Source organism: Exiguobacterium sp. TNDT2 (genome assembly GCF_003331145.1).
Taxonomy (GTDB): Bacteria; Bacillota; Bacilli; order Exiguobacteriales; family Exiguobacteriaceae; genus Exiguobacterium.
In genome coordinates, this window is record NZ_QLVE01000028.1 from 1 (window position 1) to 15,852 (window position 15,852).

Consider the following 15,852-nt stretch of genomic DNA (forward strand, 5'->3'; position numbering starts at 1 on the left):
AATAAATGGTTTAAAATGTAATTTAAATGACATTAACCTCCAAAATGTCATTAAATCGCGTGAAATCAACAAAATACGACTAAATTCGACATTTAAAAAAACGGTAAACGAGAAAGTGAATTTAATTAAAAACTCCAAAATTCAAAAACGTTGCCATTTTTACAAAAAAAAACGCTTGTGTCGTTTGGAAGGGTTATGTATATTATGGATGTAAGGTTTTCCAAGAACAGTCTTGGTAAATTGTTCAAGATTTATTTCTTGAAAAAGCTTCTACCGGGGGAGAACGTTCGGTCTTTGGAAGGGTCAGTTACATAATCATTAGTACTTTATTCTTTCGTTATGGATACTCGACACGGCACGGAGATCGGCTGGGCAAGGACGGTAGAAAAACCTATCTACCTAAGGGAGGATTTACATCAGATGGCTAAGAAGAAACAATTCGTTACTGCAGCGGCAGCGTTCGCAGTAGCAGCATCAGCAGTAGCGCCTGCAATTACAGCAGACGCAGCAACACAAACGGTACGTCTTTCATCGGACTACGTTCGCTCAGGTAACCTTGACGCGACACTCGACAAAGAATACAACGGTGGCGAGATCCACTGGTACAAGTCTTCAGTCGACATGAACAAACTTGGCGTCTTCCAAACTGCCAAAGGTTTTGTTAAAGGCCAAGGCATCCGTGTTGAGAAGCGCGTTCGCGTATTGAACTACGCACAAGACATCCAACCTGAAGGCGAAATCGTCCTCGAGCAAGGTGTTCCAGCTTCTGGTCTCCGCGTTCAACCAGTTCTCTTTGCAGACGGTATCCTCTACAATAAACCTGTATCAGTTTCTGGCTTCAAAACAGACAAAGTTGGCGAATTCGAAGGACGTTTCACATACGCAAACAAAGCGTACGGATCAGTTACGAAAACTGTTAAGTACAAAGTTGTTGCAACGAAAGTAGAACTTACTGAAGTGAAGAGCGAAGTTAAAGACGACGTTCTCTCAGTAACTGCTAACGTGAAAAACCTTAAAGATGGCGAGAAAGTTGAACTCGTAATCTTCCCAGGTAAAGATGAGTCGAAAGCAATCGCAATCGACGCAGTAGTTAAAGACGGTGTTGCAACAGCGTCTGCTAAAGACCTTCCTGCTGGTAACCATTCATTCATCCTTCGCTCTGGCGATGTGAAGACTGAAGCTGTCAACTTTGTTGTTGAAGCACCAATGGTTAAAGAAGTTAAGGCGATTAACGCTAGTGAATTAGTAGTTAACTTCACTAAGATGGCTGATAAAGCTACTGCTGAAGATGCAGCTAACTACTCAGTAGACAACAACACTGTAACAGGAGCATCACTTAACGCTGATGGTCAATCTGTAACGTTGACACTCGGAACTGCAGTTACAACTAAAACTACAACTGCTGTTAAAGTATCAAACGTGAAAATTAAAGATTCTCAAGATAAGTTCCCGCTCTACGCTGGTGTAGTAACTATCGAAGACACTGAAGGCGCTCAAATCGCTAAAGTCGAGGCTGTTACAGCTGGAACTTCAGCGACATCAGCAACAATCACTTTCTCTGAAGCGATTCTCGCTGGTACGCCAATCAAAGTAAATGGTGTTGTTGTTGGAGCTACTGCTTCAGGCAAGACAACAACATTGACTGGTTTGTCATTGGATGCATCTGCACAACATACGGTAGAAATCGTTAACTTGACTGACGGTGCGAACAACAAGTCTACTGTTAACAAATCATTCACTGTAACTAAAGACGTTGCTGCTCCAATGGTTGCTGCTGTAGAGCCTTACGGCGATAACAAGATCAAACTTATCTTTGACAAGTCTGTTCGTCTTGCTGACGTTCAATCAAAAGTATCTGTTAAAGACGAGTTGCTTTCTAACGTAGCAATTGGCACTATTACAACTGCTACAGCTGGCGCAACTACAATGGATAAAGAATTCATTGTTCCTGTATCTTCAGCTCTTTACTCACAAGTTAAGTCACGCACTCTTACAGTAGTTGTAGCTGCTGGAATCAATGACTCGCTTGGAAACTCATCTGCAGCGGTAACAAAAGCTGTTACGTTGACTAAAGATGAAGTAGCTCCAGTAGTTCTTTCTGCTGAGAAAGTCAACAACGCTTCGGGCGCTACTACAGGAATCAAGTTCAAGTTCAGTGAAGGCGTAGCTGCTATCCCAGGTGGTCTTGATGAATCTAAAGTTAAAGTCATCGATAAGAACGGCGTCGATGTAACAGCTGGATTCTTCGAAACTACAACTGCTCAACCAGCTGTAGCTGCAGGAGCTAAAGAGGCGACTCTTGAACTTGATGCTGCTACTGCATTGGATGGTGTATACACATTCATGATTTCAAGTGCTTTCGTTTCTGATAGCGCACAAACTCCAAATACATCAGCTGCTGTAACAAAGACAGTTGATTTCGGAGCTCCGACACAATCAGAATTTGTGATTGACACTACTAAAGTTCTTAGCACAAACAATAAATCTAATAACATTACAATTGACTTTGGGCAAGTTGTAAAAGGTGGTGCTGTTGTAGGTTCTGCTACTGATGCAGCTCGTTATACCCTTGGAGGTAAGCCGCTTCCAGCTGGAACACTTATCACGTTAAATGCTGATCGCGATGAAGTCACAATTGATCTTCCTGATACAGATTCGATTGCTAAATCTGATACAGCTGCAACATTCACTGTTGATGGAGTACAAAACTTAAGTGGTGTTGTTAACAAGCCATTCGTGAAGACTCTTTCAATCGTTGATAACACTGCACCAGTGTTGAACTCTGCAGTATTGAACACAAATGGTTCTGTAACACTTGGGTTCGATGAAACACTGGCAACAGCAGCAGTTCTTAGTGATTTTGTAGTAACAGTAAATGGTTCTAACATTAACGCGGCACAATTAAACTTCACTTCAGGTGTTGGTTCTGAAGCAGGTAAATATGTCGTAACTGCTAATGCACTTCTCAATACTGGAGCATTATCAGATGCAAGCGATGATTTCTATTACATCGATGCAAATAACAGTGGAGCATTCAACACTGGTGATATTAAAGTTTCGTCAGTGATCACAGTACCTGGTGCTACGCCAGCTGCTGATACGTATATTGCGAAATTGAATTCTACTGAAATCACTTCGCTCAAAGTCAAAACTGCAGCTTCAGCTCTCACGGGCGCAGATGCAGCAGGTAACAAAGTTGCCGCTGACAAAGAAATCGTCGTACGTTAATCTAATACGCGATTCAGAAATCAATCCTTCGAAGCTAATGTCGGAGGATTGATTTTTATTTTCAAATATATATTATTCCTTTGACACACCCTGACCATCGCGGCTCAGGGTGCTTTTTTTATGTGAGATGAATTATAAAATTCAGTGCAACACCCAAAAGTGAACACAAAAAAGCCCATGACGCTTTCCTCGTGTAGAATGAAGTCACCACAACACACATTCAGACGGAGGAAATATCATGAGCTACACCCATCTTACCACAACGGAACGCGTGAAAATAGAGACCTATCTGGAACTCGGGATGTCCATCCGGTCCATCGCGAGACGGCTCGGGCGACAGCTCTCGACCGTCTCGCGGAAAATCAAACGGAACCCCGACTACGAATCGGGACGTGCGCAGAGGCGCTACGAGAAGGCGAAGACCCGTTGTGGCGCCACGAAGCTCGACGACACGATGCGCCGGACAATCATCGAGAAGCTGCGGGCGACCTGGTCCCCGGAACAGATCGTCGACCGCACCAACGTCGGATTCACCATCTCGGAACGGCCGCTAGAGGTCAAGGGTCGCCAGACGTTAGGGCACTGGGAGCTCGACACCGTCGTCTCCGGACGAGGGAAATCGAAGGCCTGTGTCCGCGACGTTCCTCGAGCGCAAGAGCTGGTTCTATCTCGCCCTGCCGATCGCGGACCGCACCGCGGCCTCAATGGAGGGGGCGTGCCGATGTATTTCGCCGACCCGTACTCGTCGTGGCAACGGGCGGCCGAGAAAGCGCCTCGGTTGGAAAAGTGCACACGAGGTCTTCACCGAGGAAGTGTTGCGCTTAATTTGACAAACCGTCATATGCAATCACTCGATCTTCATAAACTGATCCGCTCGACAAAGCACGGTCAAACGCCAATCGGGGGAAGGTTGGAATCGAGTTATGCGTGACCCGTCAGGTGAGAAGATTGTGCCTGAGTCGACGAGCGATTTAAACAGCGGGACATGTCGCTTGAGTCGTGTGATTAACTGCCTGACGTTATCATAGCTAACTTGTTGACCGAGTAGTTCCGTCAAATGCTCTTGTAAAGTAAGATACGTGGTTTGCTTTAGCGTCATCAAAATAAGTAGCGTATAAAACTGATTCGGTCGTAAAGGAATCGGCAAGCTATCGGGCGGTAGGAGTGCCATTCCGTCTTCTGCACTTTTCAGCACGATTTCATCTTGGGCGGGTTTATATTCGCGAAATGCTTGTTCGCTAAGAATGGACTCTTTGCCCTGCTGCATCTTTCGATAGTAAAGACGATCGAACAATCCCTCTTCTTGCACATTCAATGTGTTTCGATACTGTTCAATTTTTTTCTCTTCCTCTTGGCCGTGCTGCAACTCCTTAAATTCAATCTCTTCTAACGATTCACGTGCGAGTCCGATGCCGCAGTTGACGAGGAACATATGGGCGAGTGTATATTGAACCTCACTGATCGCTTCGAGGTCAGTCCCATCTAGTGCGAGATTCAAATGATGGATTGCTTTGGACCAATTTTCGTCTACATATTCGATATAACCGAGACGGTAGTTTGCGATAGGGTGTCGTCTATTCAAACGGAGCGCTTTTTCTAAGTATTGGTGAGCGACCTTGTAGTTCGGTTGGTCCGATAGTTTGAAGTATTCGGCTTGCTGCACATAGAGCTTTACGAGTTGTTCACGCAGTTGTTCTTTTTCTTCAAACGAAGCTCCCATCATTTTCTTTTTAAGAATCAGTTCGACTTGATAACCCGTCTCGTCCATGACTTCCCCTCGTTTCAATCAATGTTTCTTTCATCATAAGACGACAGCTGGTATGTGACAAGGTGTCACACTGGACTTGGTACATTTAGCTCAACAACAAAAAAGGGGCTGAATGAAATGAATCAAATCGAACAGTTGGCACGTCATGGATTGAAAACAGCAAGTGAAGAAACGGAATGGTTGAAGCGAATGAGCGGGGACGTCGAGCAACAACTTCATGGGCAACCTGACGCGACAGATGAGGATATTATGGAATGGTTACGTATGACGAGTGACAATCTTAACGGGAATGAGATGGGCGGTGAACGTTTATTTCAGCCAGAGACAGAAGCGTTACCCTATCATGTATTTGACCCGTACATTAGGGGGATTGTTCGCTGGATGAACGAACTTGGGATGTTGACGCAGGCTTGCTGTGACGGTCATGGGAAACGACCTGCCCACGTTTTCACGCTGGAGCCACTTACAAAAAATCAAAGACATGTGTTGCGGGAAACCGTACCGGCCGATTCGACGATTCGTCTGCGCTTCGGACGTCGTGAAGTTTATTTTGAATATGTTGGTGAAGAAGAAAGACGTGGATTGCTTGATATTGCGACAAATCTATTTCACCTTACGCTCAAAGGGACATATGAACAACGACTCAACGAAATGGAACGATGTGCGATTCAAAAACAACTTATGGCATGGTTGAACGTCCCTGGTGAGAGTGGGAAAGAGGGGAGAGTCCGTCATCGGCTAGCATTGCAGTTGAAACGATTGACTGACACGCAATATGTAGATGAACGAGGAAATCTATTAGCGATCCTCTCGAAAGGACAAGGGCCCGTCGTGTTATTGTCAGCACATATGGATACGGTGGCACGTATCGAAAGAGGACGAGACATCATTCAGAACGGGACGGTTCTCAAAAGTTCGCACGGTATCCTCGGTGCAGATGACCGGGCAGGGATTGTCGTTATTCTTGAGTGTTTAGAACGACTTTCTAAGATGGATTTCCAAGGGACTGTCAAAGTCGCTTTTACAGTGGACGAAGAAATCGGATGTCTTGGTGCGCGTGAGATTGACCGACGTTTTATCCATGACGTGGACTATGCGATTGTCGCAGATCGCCGAGGATCTCGCGATATCGTGACGGGATGTCGAGGGGTGATTGATTTTTGCGATGAGTCATACGGTCAATCGTTTGAGCAGGCTGGAAGACTTGCGGGGATGAGCGATTGGACAGCGACACGATACGGGGGTTCGAGTGATGCGAAAGTGTTTGCAGAATTCGGCATTCCGTCAGTGAACTTATCTGTTGGTTATCAACATGAACACACTGACCAAGAAGAAGTGGACGTTCAGGCAACGCTTGATACGATTCGTTTATTAGTAGCGTGGTTTCACCATCGCTTATTCAACTGAGCTCGTCTAAATGGCGGGCTTTTTTGTCATTTATTGAGTCGGAATTTGAAAAACTAATTTCCAATTCGTTAGGAAATCAACAAAATTTCACAGTTCAACTTGATACAATAAAATTGATTTACTTTAAAAATGAATGAATGGAGCGTTACACATGAAAAAATGGATGGCAGCGTTTATCCTGTTTTTGGTGATGACAGTCGCGCCTGCGGAGGCCGTAAGTCATACGGAAACATTGATTCAACAACTTCAAACCACTTCAGAAAATGGGTATAATGTTCACTCCTATGAGCTCGCTCAAATGAACAAATCGAAAATGAGAGAAGTCGTTGTTCTCTTTAATCGCGACACGTTCACCAATATGGCAGATGACTATCTCATCAAAGTGTATGAATGGAATAACGGGAAGTGGAACGTCGTTTACAAGCGCGAGTATTTAGAAGTGATGAACATGAAGTTTCTCACGGTGGGCAAACTTGGTGGCTATGACAAAGTCGTGTTTGGACAATATCACGGCCTTGATACGGAGAATGTGATGTCTCCGATTATCATCGGTTCACCGGACGGGCAGAAGATTCGTCTTTTAGGGGATTCCCCTAGTAATTTTTTTGGAAACGCCACTATCAAAAATGATACGTTGTACATCATGCGTCGTTCCATCGTCACGCATCAATTGAAGATGAAGAGTGGTAAGTTAGTACGTGTCGGAACGGGAACTGGAAAAGATGATCGTTACGTAGCAGGCAATCCGAAACACTGGATCGGCGTCAAAGGGAGACAACTAATCGGTCCAACGACCATCACGATGAAAGTCGGTGAAAAAATCGGAGTAGGTCGATATGATGCCAGCGTAGACGGAGATTATCTCTATTCCCCTTACGCGTTCATTGAAAAAAATCCTGTGATTGAGTGGGACGACCGACGCCTTGGATTCATCGCCAAACAAAAAGGAGTTTCTTCGATTAAATTGAATGCGACAGTACGTTATGATGGTCCCAAAGTGTATCCGGCGGGGCAATTAGAAGTTCAAGTAATTGTGGAGTAAGAGTAATCTCTTTTCTCGTTTTATGATGCTGGAAGGAAGAAGAAATTTATAAATGAAGGGCAATAGCATATTTTTAAAAATAAGCGAGGCTATTTGTCGTAATAAACACTTTGGTTCTCATGATTGGATTGTCTGCCCCTTATACTTACACTGGCGCACATGCGAATACATTGTGTCAAAAAATGAATCGCATCTTACCAATTAACAGACAAACATCTATCAAGCAAAACACACGAAGTTGCGTTCGCTAAAACGTTTGACGTTCGAATGTGACATCGAACTGTACTGAAAAGATTCAGGAACTTCATGTCTTTCAATAAGCCAAACAGGATGTCAGCCACGACACCCTGTTTTTTGGTTGTCCTTTCAAATATCGTTTGTCGACATTTGTCGAGATGTTATCTGAAGAATTTCAGAATTTCATTTCCCTGTTTCTGTGATGTGATGTCCTATGTGACATCAGGCTTGCTACGATCAATATAGCCATTATTTTATTAAGGAAAGTAGGTATTGCACGATGCGTCACCTGATCAAATACGGAGTCATCGCGCTCATCGTTGTCTTATTTTTCTCGAGCGAACGGATGATGATCATTCCACTCATCTTCCTCATCCTCGCCGTCAGCATCCCGTTTCAAATCTCCTATGCACTCAAAATTAAAAAATGGGAAATTCATCTGCAACGACGCGATGTGCGCCAAGTGGAATTTCATGAACTGCTCGACGACATGAAAGCGATTTGGTGGGTGCCGAACCATCCGAAATATTGGGGTCGTTGCAAAACGATTTATTTTGCGGCGCTCCATTCACGGGAGTTGTCGTTCGAGCAAAAACGTGAGTTGTTCGACGTGTTCGACGATTTGAAGTTGAAAGGGATTCCTTATCCGAAAGGTCGGGACGTGCCAAAGAAAGTCGATATGTTTTAACTCGAAGTACTGTTTGATGCTTGATTGTCTATGGATAGACAATCAGTCGGTATCACGTAAATCCCTTCGTTTTCTGGCAGAGTTTCAAGATTCACGATAATTCGATTTGAGAGGTTGGTTCGTTATGGAGTTGTTTATTTTATTCTTCGCTGTGATCATTGGACTAGCAATTTTACAGGGTTCGTATGTTCGGAAATTAGAGGCGTGGCATGTAGGCTTGCGTGATCGAACGCTTCGGGCACATGAGTTCCCAGAATTAATTGAAGATATGAGCAAGTTGAAAGGAATTCCGAACCGTCCGAAATACTGGGGGATGGCGAAACAGATTTACTTCGCGGCGCTCCATTCGAAAGAGCTTTCGTTTGAGCAAAAGATACAGATTTATGAATTATTCGATCGTTTGGGTGTCCAAGGCATTTCGTATCCGAAAGGAAGACCGAGTGAGAGAAGAGAAGCAACGATTCATGATATTTTTTGAGGGGCTGAAGCGTAGCAAATGGATAACCAACTATTGTTCACGATCGGTATGTGGCTGTTAGGGAGCTTGGCAATCGTCGTCATGGGGGCCGTCGTTGTCGGGCTGCCGTATTTCTTCATCCGGATGATCATCAAACAAATGGAGTACGGTAAAACGTTGAAAGTGTGGGGACTGAAGTTGAAAAAACGTCACACGACGCAAGCGGAGTTTGAGGGATTGATGCAGGACATGCGCGACGTGAAATGGGCGCCGAACTATCCCGAATATTGGGGGTACTGCAAAAACATCTTTTATGCCACGTTGCACTCCCACGAAATCATGCTCGAGCAAAAGCGGCAACTCTACGCCGAGTTCGAACGCTTGAAGGTGCATGGCTTGCCGTATCCGCGAGAGCGGAAAGAAGTGAGATAGTACAAAAAGAAAAGGTGGGAAAAGAGTGAAGAAACAAGGCCTCATCATTGGGTTGATTCTTGTCATGTTGTTATCATTGTTACCGGTTTCGGCTTCCGCGGCGAGTCTAACCGTATCTCCTAAGACCGTGTCACTTCAAGTTGGCCAGTCTAAAACAGTTAAAGCGAAAGCAAGCGGAGTGACCAAACCAGTTTACGTCTGGAGTACGTCAAATGCAAAAATCGCTACCGTTAAAAACGGAAAAATCACTGCTAAAGCTGTCGGGAAAGCAACGATTACGGTATCGGTTCAAAAAACGAAGCTAAAATCGACGGTGAGCGTTACCGTGAAACCGAAAGTGCTAGACGCACAAGCTGCCTTTAAGGCAGTCAATCCATCAGTGGCAATTGTCGAGATGCTTGATGCAAACGGCCAGGTCACATCGTTTGGAAGTGGTTATGTATCAGCAAAAGGTGAGGTTGTCACGAACTATCATGTCGTATCGGGTGAAATGAACCACCGTGCACGCGTCCGTTTTGCGGATGGAACGCTGTATGAAACATTCAAATTGAAACGTTTTGATCCTGACATTGATTTAGCAGTCCTCGATATCCCCCTGCTCACATCGATTCGTCCACTGCCGGTCGCAACGGCCGGAAGCACCGGGTCGGTCGTATATGCGTTAGGAAGTCCGAGAGGGGTCAGCAATACAATCACGCAAGGTATTTTGAGTAATCGTCAAGTATATGAGGGTGGACATCCTTATCTCCAGTTTAACGCGAGTGTAACACACGGAAATTCAGGAGGACCGCTCATTGATGTGTATGGCCAAGTGATTGGGGTTGTGACATGGGGCCGGATTGATTCGCAAAACATGAATTATGCCGTACCTGTCTCGCAATTGAAATCGTTAAAATATACGAACGAAACGATTGTGAACGTTCAACAGCCTTCTTTACCGGTCGTCTCGGGAGAAGGGGACACGCAAGAGCAAGAGTTGAATGACGAATTTGATGATGCGGACGTGATTCAATATGCACGTGGCTATATTGAAGGGATGACATATGATCGTGACGACATTGATACGTTCGTGTTCCGTGTGGATCGTCGGACAACGCTTTATATGGTTGGAACTTACGCCAAAAATGCAATTGGTCAGTATTGGGCGTTCGGTTTGTTTGATGCGAACGGAGAGACTATCCGTTACAGTGAAGACGTAATCGATAAAGGACTTCATTATCAAGAAATTGAACTCACAATTCCCCCGGGAGAGTACTACGTTGCAACATTTTCATTGTCAGGGCTGGCGCTGAATGATTACCGGCAGCAAGCATACACGATGTATTATGAGTTAAATTGAAAACAGGCTGACATCTCGCTTGATCGCGGTGTCAGCCTGTTTTGTGTTCACATCGGTACGGTCATCTGTTTCGTTTCCTTGTTCGATAGCGTATACGTCACGACGTAGTTCGTGCCGACGGCTTTGACGCTCGCTTTCGTGATTGTCGTCTTTGACTGGTCGAGCCGGATGAGCGTCACGTAGCGGACGTCTTTCCCTGTATTGTAGGAGATGACTTGCGCCCGTGGTTTCCACTCGTAGTCACGGACGGCTACGAAACTCGTGCTCGTCCGCATCGACGTGCCGTTCAAATTCAGCTGCATGAGCTGCACCGTCCGATCGTTCGTATCCCCATATAAGACGTTTTGCGACGCGATCGAACTCTTCAGCAGCTTCAGTCCTTCGGCGAGATGGAACCGCTGGACGTATTTCGCTGACGATGGCCCCGTGATTTTATCGTAGACGACGAGCGTCTGCGCCTTGTCGTAGACGAGCGTGCGGCGATGGGTAGCGCCTTTCCCAATCAGTTTGCTTTCGCCGATGGCGAGACTTGTCGGTCCCGTGTTCTTCACTGTGACGATGCGGCTCTTCTCCCGCATCGACGGGCTGAGGTCGAGCCCTTCGCCGTCACGATGGACGATGTTGTGGGCCTCGGCCTTGAAGACGTGTTGTCGCTCAGGGCGGTTCGTATAGCCGTAACGGCCCGTCTCGATGATGAAGTCACGACCGAGACCGTAGACGTCGATCGTCAAATCATCTTGATGCTTATGCGCGCTCGAGTGATAACCGGCCGTCATCATGATTTGTGTCGCCTGATTGAACGCACGTGGCGGGGCTGACCAGTATTCACGCATGAAGCTATACTGGGTACCGACCCGCTTCAACAAGTGAGATGGCTTGGCGCCTTCAGTCCCACGCGTGAGCGCATAGGCGAGCTCCGGGTAGTCGTCCGTATCCGGGATGATGCTTTTCGTTCGGATGGCGCCCGACGTGTCACCGAAGATCGGCAACGTGCTGTTCGGCTTCAGCATGTACGTCAGCTGTTTCGGCATGTCCTCCATATTGGCCATGCTCGGTGGGAGGACGAACCGGTTCGCCTCGGCCCAATCGAGGAAACGAGCGAACGTGTCATACATATACGACTGATACCCTGGCGAGTGCTCCAGATGGACGGCGTCCTTCGAGATGCTGTGGGTGATTTGTGTTTGCAGACGCGTATTGGCTAGCGTCTGCCAGTTGCGGCTCTGGTCGAACTCCGGGAACGTCTGGGCGATCGCGGTCAGCGCCATGTCCTGGAAGATGCCGTGGTTATGGTACGTCTTATAGAAGCTTGGCGTCGCGAGGAGCGTCCCGTGCTCGTGAAGTGTTTTCAATAGGAGGCCGGTGAAGTTCGCATCCTTGTGGAGCGATGTCTTCTTGTAGGCGTCCCAGAAATTCAACAAGTGGAACGTCCGAATCGACGTCCCATGGTCGTTGTACGGCCAGCGCAATTGTTTATAGTTTGCGACCGGGTGCGCCTTCGTCCAGCTCTTGATGACGCGCTCCCCGTACTTCAAATAGGCGAGGTTGCCCGTATCGTTATACGCCTGTGTCAATTGGTTGAGCACAGTCAAATAGTGGATCTGGAACGGGTACGAGTTGCTCTCGGACGGCGGGACGTGCCAGTTGAACGTATCGACGTTTGGCACGGTCAGACGAAATGGTGCCGTCTGGATGTACCAGTCGCCACGGAGCGCGCGGTCAGCGTACTGTTTCGCCCGCTCGGGACTGATGATTTCGTATTCATACGGGATATGCTGTTTCGTCGTCTTCACATAGTCGTGGGCGAGTTGACGCGTCGCCGTCGAATTCATGCTCGACGCCGACAACGGTGAGGCAAGGAGGAGCTTCGCTTCACTTTTTTTGATCATGATTTGTTTAGAGCCGTCGACGGCGACGAAGTACCAACCTGAAGGACGGACGACTTTGTATCGTTTCGTCACCGCATGGGACGTCACAGGGGTGATCCGGCCATTCTTCAGTTCATAGACGGTCGCGTTCGGGACGGACCGGATATGGAATGGGGTCGCCGAGGACGCTTCTGCAGGTGGTAGGGGCGCCGCTGTCATGACGGTCGCACTGATTACGGCGAACGTGATTAGTTTTTTCATAGATTTCCCTCAATAGTTATAGATTTGGATTGACTTCTTTTTCAAGAATACCATAAAAAGAATCGGTTTCCTTATTATTGAAAATGCGAAGAATGGATGGTTAGAGAAGTTGAGCCTCGTAGTGTCTACACTTGTTACAATTCAGTAAAAAGGGTATATTATGATTAAGTTTCGTTTGTTTCGTTTGTTTCGTTTGTTTCGAAATGGAGGAGAAAACATGTTGAAAGACTACAAACACGCCATCATTGAGCTTCTCGAAAAAGATTCACAACTTAAAAAAATTGAAGTGACTTCTGAATTGATCAGTGACCGCCTCAAACTACATGCATCGATTCGCCGAACGATTAACGCGCTGAAAGAATATGAACAAACGCTTGACTTAGACATTACGGAGCAAGATCAAAAGATATTGAATAAGTATACGATGTCTGAAGATTTGGTACAGATGCTTCCGAAATATCTATCTGTAGCGGAGGTCGGGAAGTTGCTTGCGATTTCTCCCCAAATGGTACGCAGAAAGTGTATGCATGAAGAAATCGAGGCGTATCGCACGTTGAACGGGAAGGGTAAATGGCGTATTCCGTCTGCTCAGTTTATCGGTCATCAAAATCTCGAAGATCTTATATTGGAGTATAAACATAAAAGGCAAGCGACCCATCATCTAGCTTCGACACTCACTGAGCCGATTGATGACGGCATCACATCAGACGATGATTAAATACGTGATTGACACGAATGTCATCCGCGATTTAAGTAAGCAATCGGATGACCGGACTGTGAGAGAACAGTCTGAGCGATGCCGGCGGTTTTGGGAGATAATCAAGCAAGATGAGAACGCGGTCCTACTGATTCCTGAGGAAACGAAGACAGAGATCGAGGTGCAATTGCTGGCGAATAATCCTCATAAAGAATCAGAACGAAAGAGAATTTTGGCAGCTATTTCTGACTGCCAAATCGCCGGAGAAACGATTTCTCGAAAGGCGGAAGTTCAACTCCGTCGCTTGAGCGCGATACTAAAATCGCAATATGGCGAACGGATCAGAGCGGAAGTCGGGGTAACTCCTCAACATTTGCAAGTTTCTGACGCTCGCGTCCTGTGTGCTGCTCTAGTTCAGGACGGTATTCTTGTGACACGAAACGTTCGCGATTTCATATTGTACTTGTTTCTAACAGATTTAGATGAGGATGTTCTGTATGATACAGGAAGAGAAGGGTATGTAGCCATTTCTCCAGAGTTGTATCAACAGGTACATGAACATGTTGATTTTCAAACAGCTGTCGTCGAATTTTTTGAAGAGTTGGAAGCACTATAAGGCAACGGCTGACGATTTGGAGAAGCGGTTCAATTTGTGGCAAAACATCAAACTAAAAAAACCAAGACGATTCAAAGAGAGAACCTCAGTGAATGTCTTGGTTTTTTTGTGCATCATTTCGATTAGTCAAGATTGAGTCGATTGACCGCATTTCGTAGATGGTTCTCTTTAACACGGATATAACGCCGCGTCGTCTTCGGCTCGCGATGGCCGAGCAGTTCGGATAATGTCGTCTCCATGACCCCTTGTTCATACAGGTGGGTCGTGAAGGCGTGCCGCAGTTTGTGTGAGGTAATCTTTTGGCCCAACACATCGCGAGCGGCGTTCGTCAGATGACGGTTGATCGTCGTCTTACAGATGGTGCCCCCACGCAGTGACGGGAAGACGAGGGATGAGTCGACACGTCGTCGCTCGTCCTCGAGATACGTCTCCATGATGGCGTAAATCATATCGTTCAACGGGACGGTACGTGATTTCCCGGCTTTCGACTCGCGAATATGGATGCGTCGTTCGTCCAAATCAACGTCGTCGAGTTCGAGCGTCCGTACTTCGTTGATCCTCATCCCGGTATGGAGCTGGAGCGTCAGGAACGTCCGGTAGAGCGGCACCTCGATCGCATCAATGACGGTGAGGATCCCGCGGGGGGACGGCACGTCTTGCGGCAGGGGCTCGTTCACTTTCACTCTGAGCTGGTGGAACGGGTTGTGTGTGACGAGCTGTTCGGCGATGGCCCAGTCGTACAATCCACGCAAAGCGCTCAAATAGTTGTTGATTGTCACGGGCTGACACGCTTTGTCGCGTAGCGCGTCGATATAGGGCATGACGTCTTGGCGCGTCTTGAAGTCGTCTAAGCGGCTATCTGCGCCCATGATGTCGAGAAAACGGTTGAACTTGTAGTCGGCCTGGTCGATTGTGTTCGAGGCTTTTCCCGTCAGTCGTAAAAACTGGAGGTGTCGCTGGACCGCCTCATCGATTCGAATCATGATCTTATTTCTCCTCATACTCGTTGTCTTCGCGGAGCATCCGGTGCAGCTCGGCCTTATAGGCGCGGAGCCGGCTCGGGGAGTAGCCGAGTGCATCTTCGGTGCCACGAAGCAAATGGCAGAGTAAAATGTAGTGCCGGTTTGGTAAAGTCTTTTGCTTGTCAGATAGCCATAGTGAGATCGGCATCGCCTCCGGGTCGACCTGTTCCGGCAGACGTTCGCTCGAGACTTCATGCGTGAGCGTCTTCGTCTTCGTCGCTCGGTGGTTGAGGATGGCACCGCGTACCCGGATATAACAGTACGTCTTCGACAAGGTCTTTCCATCCAAGATGGCGCGCCAGAGGGCGATGCGGGCCGCTTGGGCACAGTCGTCGGTCTCGTTTTGATGGATATGGAGCTGGCGGATCACGTAATAGATCATCGGTTCCCAGTCGTTCAGTTGTTGGTCAATCTCGTTCATGGTCGGCTGCTTTCTCGCGCGCGTTCAGGTTTTCCTAGGTGGATACAGCATAATGGTTGTTATGCTGTTTTCGCACCTCGCCAACTGCGTCGTTTCGTCACAGCAAGCGTTATGTATAACATCTCGGAAACACGAAACAAGCGCTAGGCGTTGTTTCACCTAGCGCCCATTTCTCTATAACAACCATTATAGGAGGGTGGGGGAAGATGGATATAAGCTTGTCGAATGGTGTCGACAACTTTTCAGGACCACAAACAAAATAAATATACCTAACAAATGTCATAAGGTGATATATTTAATCTCGGAAAAATTAATTTTTTTACATTTTAAATCGAAGAGAGACTTGAAAATGAATAGAAAATCCATAAT

The 15,852-nt window shown here is 46.8% G+C and carries 14 protein-coding genes and 1 pseudogene; 11 read left to right on the forward strand and 4 right to left on the reverse strand.

Annotated features, from left to right (window positions below):
• The 3 genes and pseudogenes from DPV68_RS15095 to DPV68_RS12450 form a co-directional block, all read left to right on the forward strand.
• Window positions 1–214, forward strand: a 214-nt coding sequence (locus DPV68_RS15095; RefSeq protein ID WP_232819641.1) for a hypothetical protein, incomplete at its 5' end; no start/stop codon positions are given.
• Between the two features lie 206 nt (window positions 215–420).
• A complete protein-coding gene (locus tag DPV68_RS12445; protein ID WP_114167126.1) occupies window positions 421–3,228 on the forward strand; it encodes an ATP-binding protein in 2,808 nt (935 codons plus the stop codon).
• Window positions 3,229–3,466: 238 nt separating this feature from the next.
• Window positions 3,467–4,058, forward strand: a pseudogene (locus tag DPV68_RS12450) (transposase).
• Between the two features lie 17 nt (window positions 4,059–4,075).
• On the opposite strand, the gene DPV68_RS12455 reads toward DPV68_RS12450, so the two are convergent.
• Window positions 4,076–5,014, reverse strand: coding sequence for a hypothetical protein (locus DPV68_RS12455; RefSeq protein ID WP_157964189.1), 939 nt, complete (start codon window positions 5,012–5,014; stop codon window positions 4,076–4,078).
• Between the two features lie 99 nt (window positions 5,015–5,113).
• On the opposite strand from DPV68_RS12455, the gene DPV68_RS12460 reads away from it, so the two are divergent.
• The 6 genes from DPV68_RS12460 (at window position 5,114) to DPV68_RS12485 (ending at window position 10,598) form a co-directional block, all read left to right on the forward strand.
• Window positions 5,114–6,403 (forward strand): M20/M25/M40 family metallo-hydrolase, encoded by a 1,290-nt coding sequence (locus DPV68_RS12460; protein ID WP_114167128.1) that lies wholly within the window; start codon window positions 5,114–5,116, stop codon window positions 6,401–6,403.
• Between the two features lie 151 nt (window positions 6,404–6,554).
• Window positions 6,555–7,445 carry a hypothetical protein gene (locus DPV68_RS12465; RefSeq protein ID WP_114167129.1) on the forward strand — a complete coding sequence of 297 codons (891 nt, stop codon included), beginning with the start codon at window positions 6,555–6,557 and terminating at the stop codon, window positions 7,443–7,445.
• A 517-nt stretch (window positions 7,446–7,962) separates the two neighbouring features.
• Window positions 7,963–8,370 carry a hypothetical protein gene (locus tag DPV68_RS12470; RefSeq protein ID WP_114167130.1) on the forward strand — a complete coding sequence of 136 codons (408 nt, stop codon included), beginning with the start codon at window positions 7,963–7,965 and terminating at the stop codon, window positions 8,368–8,370.
• A 124-nt stretch (window positions 8,371–8,494) separates the two neighbouring features.
• Window positions 8,495–8,848 (forward strand): hypothetical protein, encoded by a 354-nt coding sequence (locus DPV68_RS12475; RefSeq protein WP_114167131.1) that lies wholly within the window; start codon window positions 8,495–8,497, stop codon window positions 8,846–8,848.
• Window positions 8,849–8,866: 18 nt separating this feature from the next.
• Window positions 8,867–9,259, forward strand: a complete 393-nt coding sequence (locus DPV68_RS12480; protein ID WP_114167132.1) for a hypothetical protein — start codon at window positions 8,867–8,869, stop codon at window positions 9,257–9,259.
• Window positions 9,260–9,284: 25 nt separating this feature from the next.
• Complete coding sequence (locus DPV68_RS12485; RefSeq protein ID WP_114167133.1) at window positions 9,285–10,598, forward strand: trypsin-like peptidase domain-containing protein; 1,314 nt, start codon at window positions 9,285–9,287, stop codon at window positions 10,596–10,598.
• A gap of 47 nt (window positions 10,599–10,645) precedes the next feature.
• Here DPV68_RS12485 and DPV68_RS12490 read toward each other — a convergent pair whose 3' ends face one another.
• Window positions 10,646–12,727, reverse strand: coding sequence for a heparinase II/III family protein (locus DPV68_RS12490; RefSeq protein WP_114167134.1), 2,082 nt, complete (start codon window positions 12,725–12,727; stop codon window positions 10,646–10,648).
• Between the two features lie 217 nt (window positions 12,728–12,944).
• Between DPV68_RS12490 and DPV68_RS12495 the strand changes: the two genes are divergently transcribed.
• Both DPV68_RS12495 and DPV68_RS12500 read left to right on the forward strand, forming a co-directional pair.
• Window positions 12,945–13,445 carry a MerR family transcriptional regulator gene (locus DPV68_RS12495; RefSeq protein ID WP_157964190.1) on the forward strand — a complete coding sequence of 167 codons (501 nt, stop codon included), beginning with the start codon at window positions 12,945–12,947 and terminating at the stop codon, window positions 13,443–13,445.
• On the forward strand, window positions 13,438–14,040 hold the full coding sequence (locus DPV68_RS12500) for a PIN domain-containing protein (protein ID WP_157964191.1): 603 nt from the start codon (window positions 13,438–13,440) through the stop codon (window positions 14,038–14,040). The genes DPV68_RS12495 and DPV68_RS12500 overlap by 8 nt, the downstream gene beginning before the upstream one ends.
• A 122-nt stretch (window positions 14,041–14,162) precedes the next feature.
• On the opposite strand, the gene DPV68_RS12505 is transcribed toward DPV68_RS12500, so the two are convergent.
• Window positions 14,163–15,023, reverse strand: a complete 861-nt coding sequence (locus DPV68_RS12505; RefSeq protein WP_232819642.1) for a tyrosine-type recombinase/integrase — start codon at window positions 15,021–15,023, stop codon at window positions 14,163–14,165.
• 4 nt (window positions 15,024–15,027) lie between these two features.
• Window positions 15,028–15,483, reverse strand: a complete 456-nt coding sequence (locus DPV68_RS12510; RefSeq protein ID WP_114167137.1) for a sigma factor — start codon at window positions 15,481–15,483, stop codon at window positions 15,028–15,030.
• Between the last annotated feature and the right edge of the window lie 369 nt (window positions 15,484–15,852).

Excerpts from the sequence above, each read along its gene's own strand:
- DPV68_RS12445 (WP_114167126.1), top strand. The coding sequence starts at position 421 with ATGGCTAAGAAGAAACAATTCGTTACTGCAGCGGCAGCGTTCGCAGTA.
- DPV68_RS12460 (WP_114167128.1), top strand. The coding sequence starts at position 5,114 with ATGAATCAAATCGAACAGTTGGCACGTCATGGATTGAAAACAGCAAGT.
- DPV68_RS12465 (WP_114167129.1), top strand. The coding sequence starts at position 6,555 with ATGAAAAAATGGATGGCAGCGTTTATCCTGTTTTTGGTGATGACAGTC.
- DPV68_RS12470 (WP_114167130.1), top strand. The coding sequence starts at position 7,963 with ATGCGTCACCTGATCAAATACGGAGTCATCGCGCTCATCGTTGTCTTA.
- DPV68_RS12475 (WP_114167131.1), top strand. The coding sequence starts at position 8,495 with ATGGAGTTGTTTATTTTATTCTTCGCTGTGATCATTGGACTAGCAATT.
- DPV68_RS12480 (WP_114167132.1), top strand. The coding sequence starts at position 8,867 with ATGGATAACCAACTATTGTTCACGATCGGTATGTGGCTGTTAGGGAGC.
- DPV68_RS12490 (WP_114167134.1), bottom strand. The coding sequence starts at position 12,727 with ATGAAAAAACTAATCACGTTCGCCGTAATCAGTGCGACCGTCATGACA.
- DPV68_RS12495 (WP_157964190.1), top strand. The coding sequence starts at position 12,945 with ATGTTGAAAGACTACAAACACGCCATCATTGAGCTTCTCGAAAAAGAT.
- DPV68_RS12500 (WP_157964191.1), top strand. The coding sequence starts at position 13,438 with ATGATTAAATACGTGATTGACACGAATGTCATCCGCGATTTAAGTAAG.
- DPV68_RS12505 (WP_232819642.1), bottom strand. The coding sequence starts at position 15,023 with ATGATTCGAATCGATGAGGCGGTCCAGCGACACCTCCAGTTTTTACGA.
- DPV68_RS12510 (WP_114167137.1), bottom strand. The coding sequence starts at position 15,483 with ATGAACGAGATTGACCAACAACTGAACGACTGGGAACCGATGATCTAT.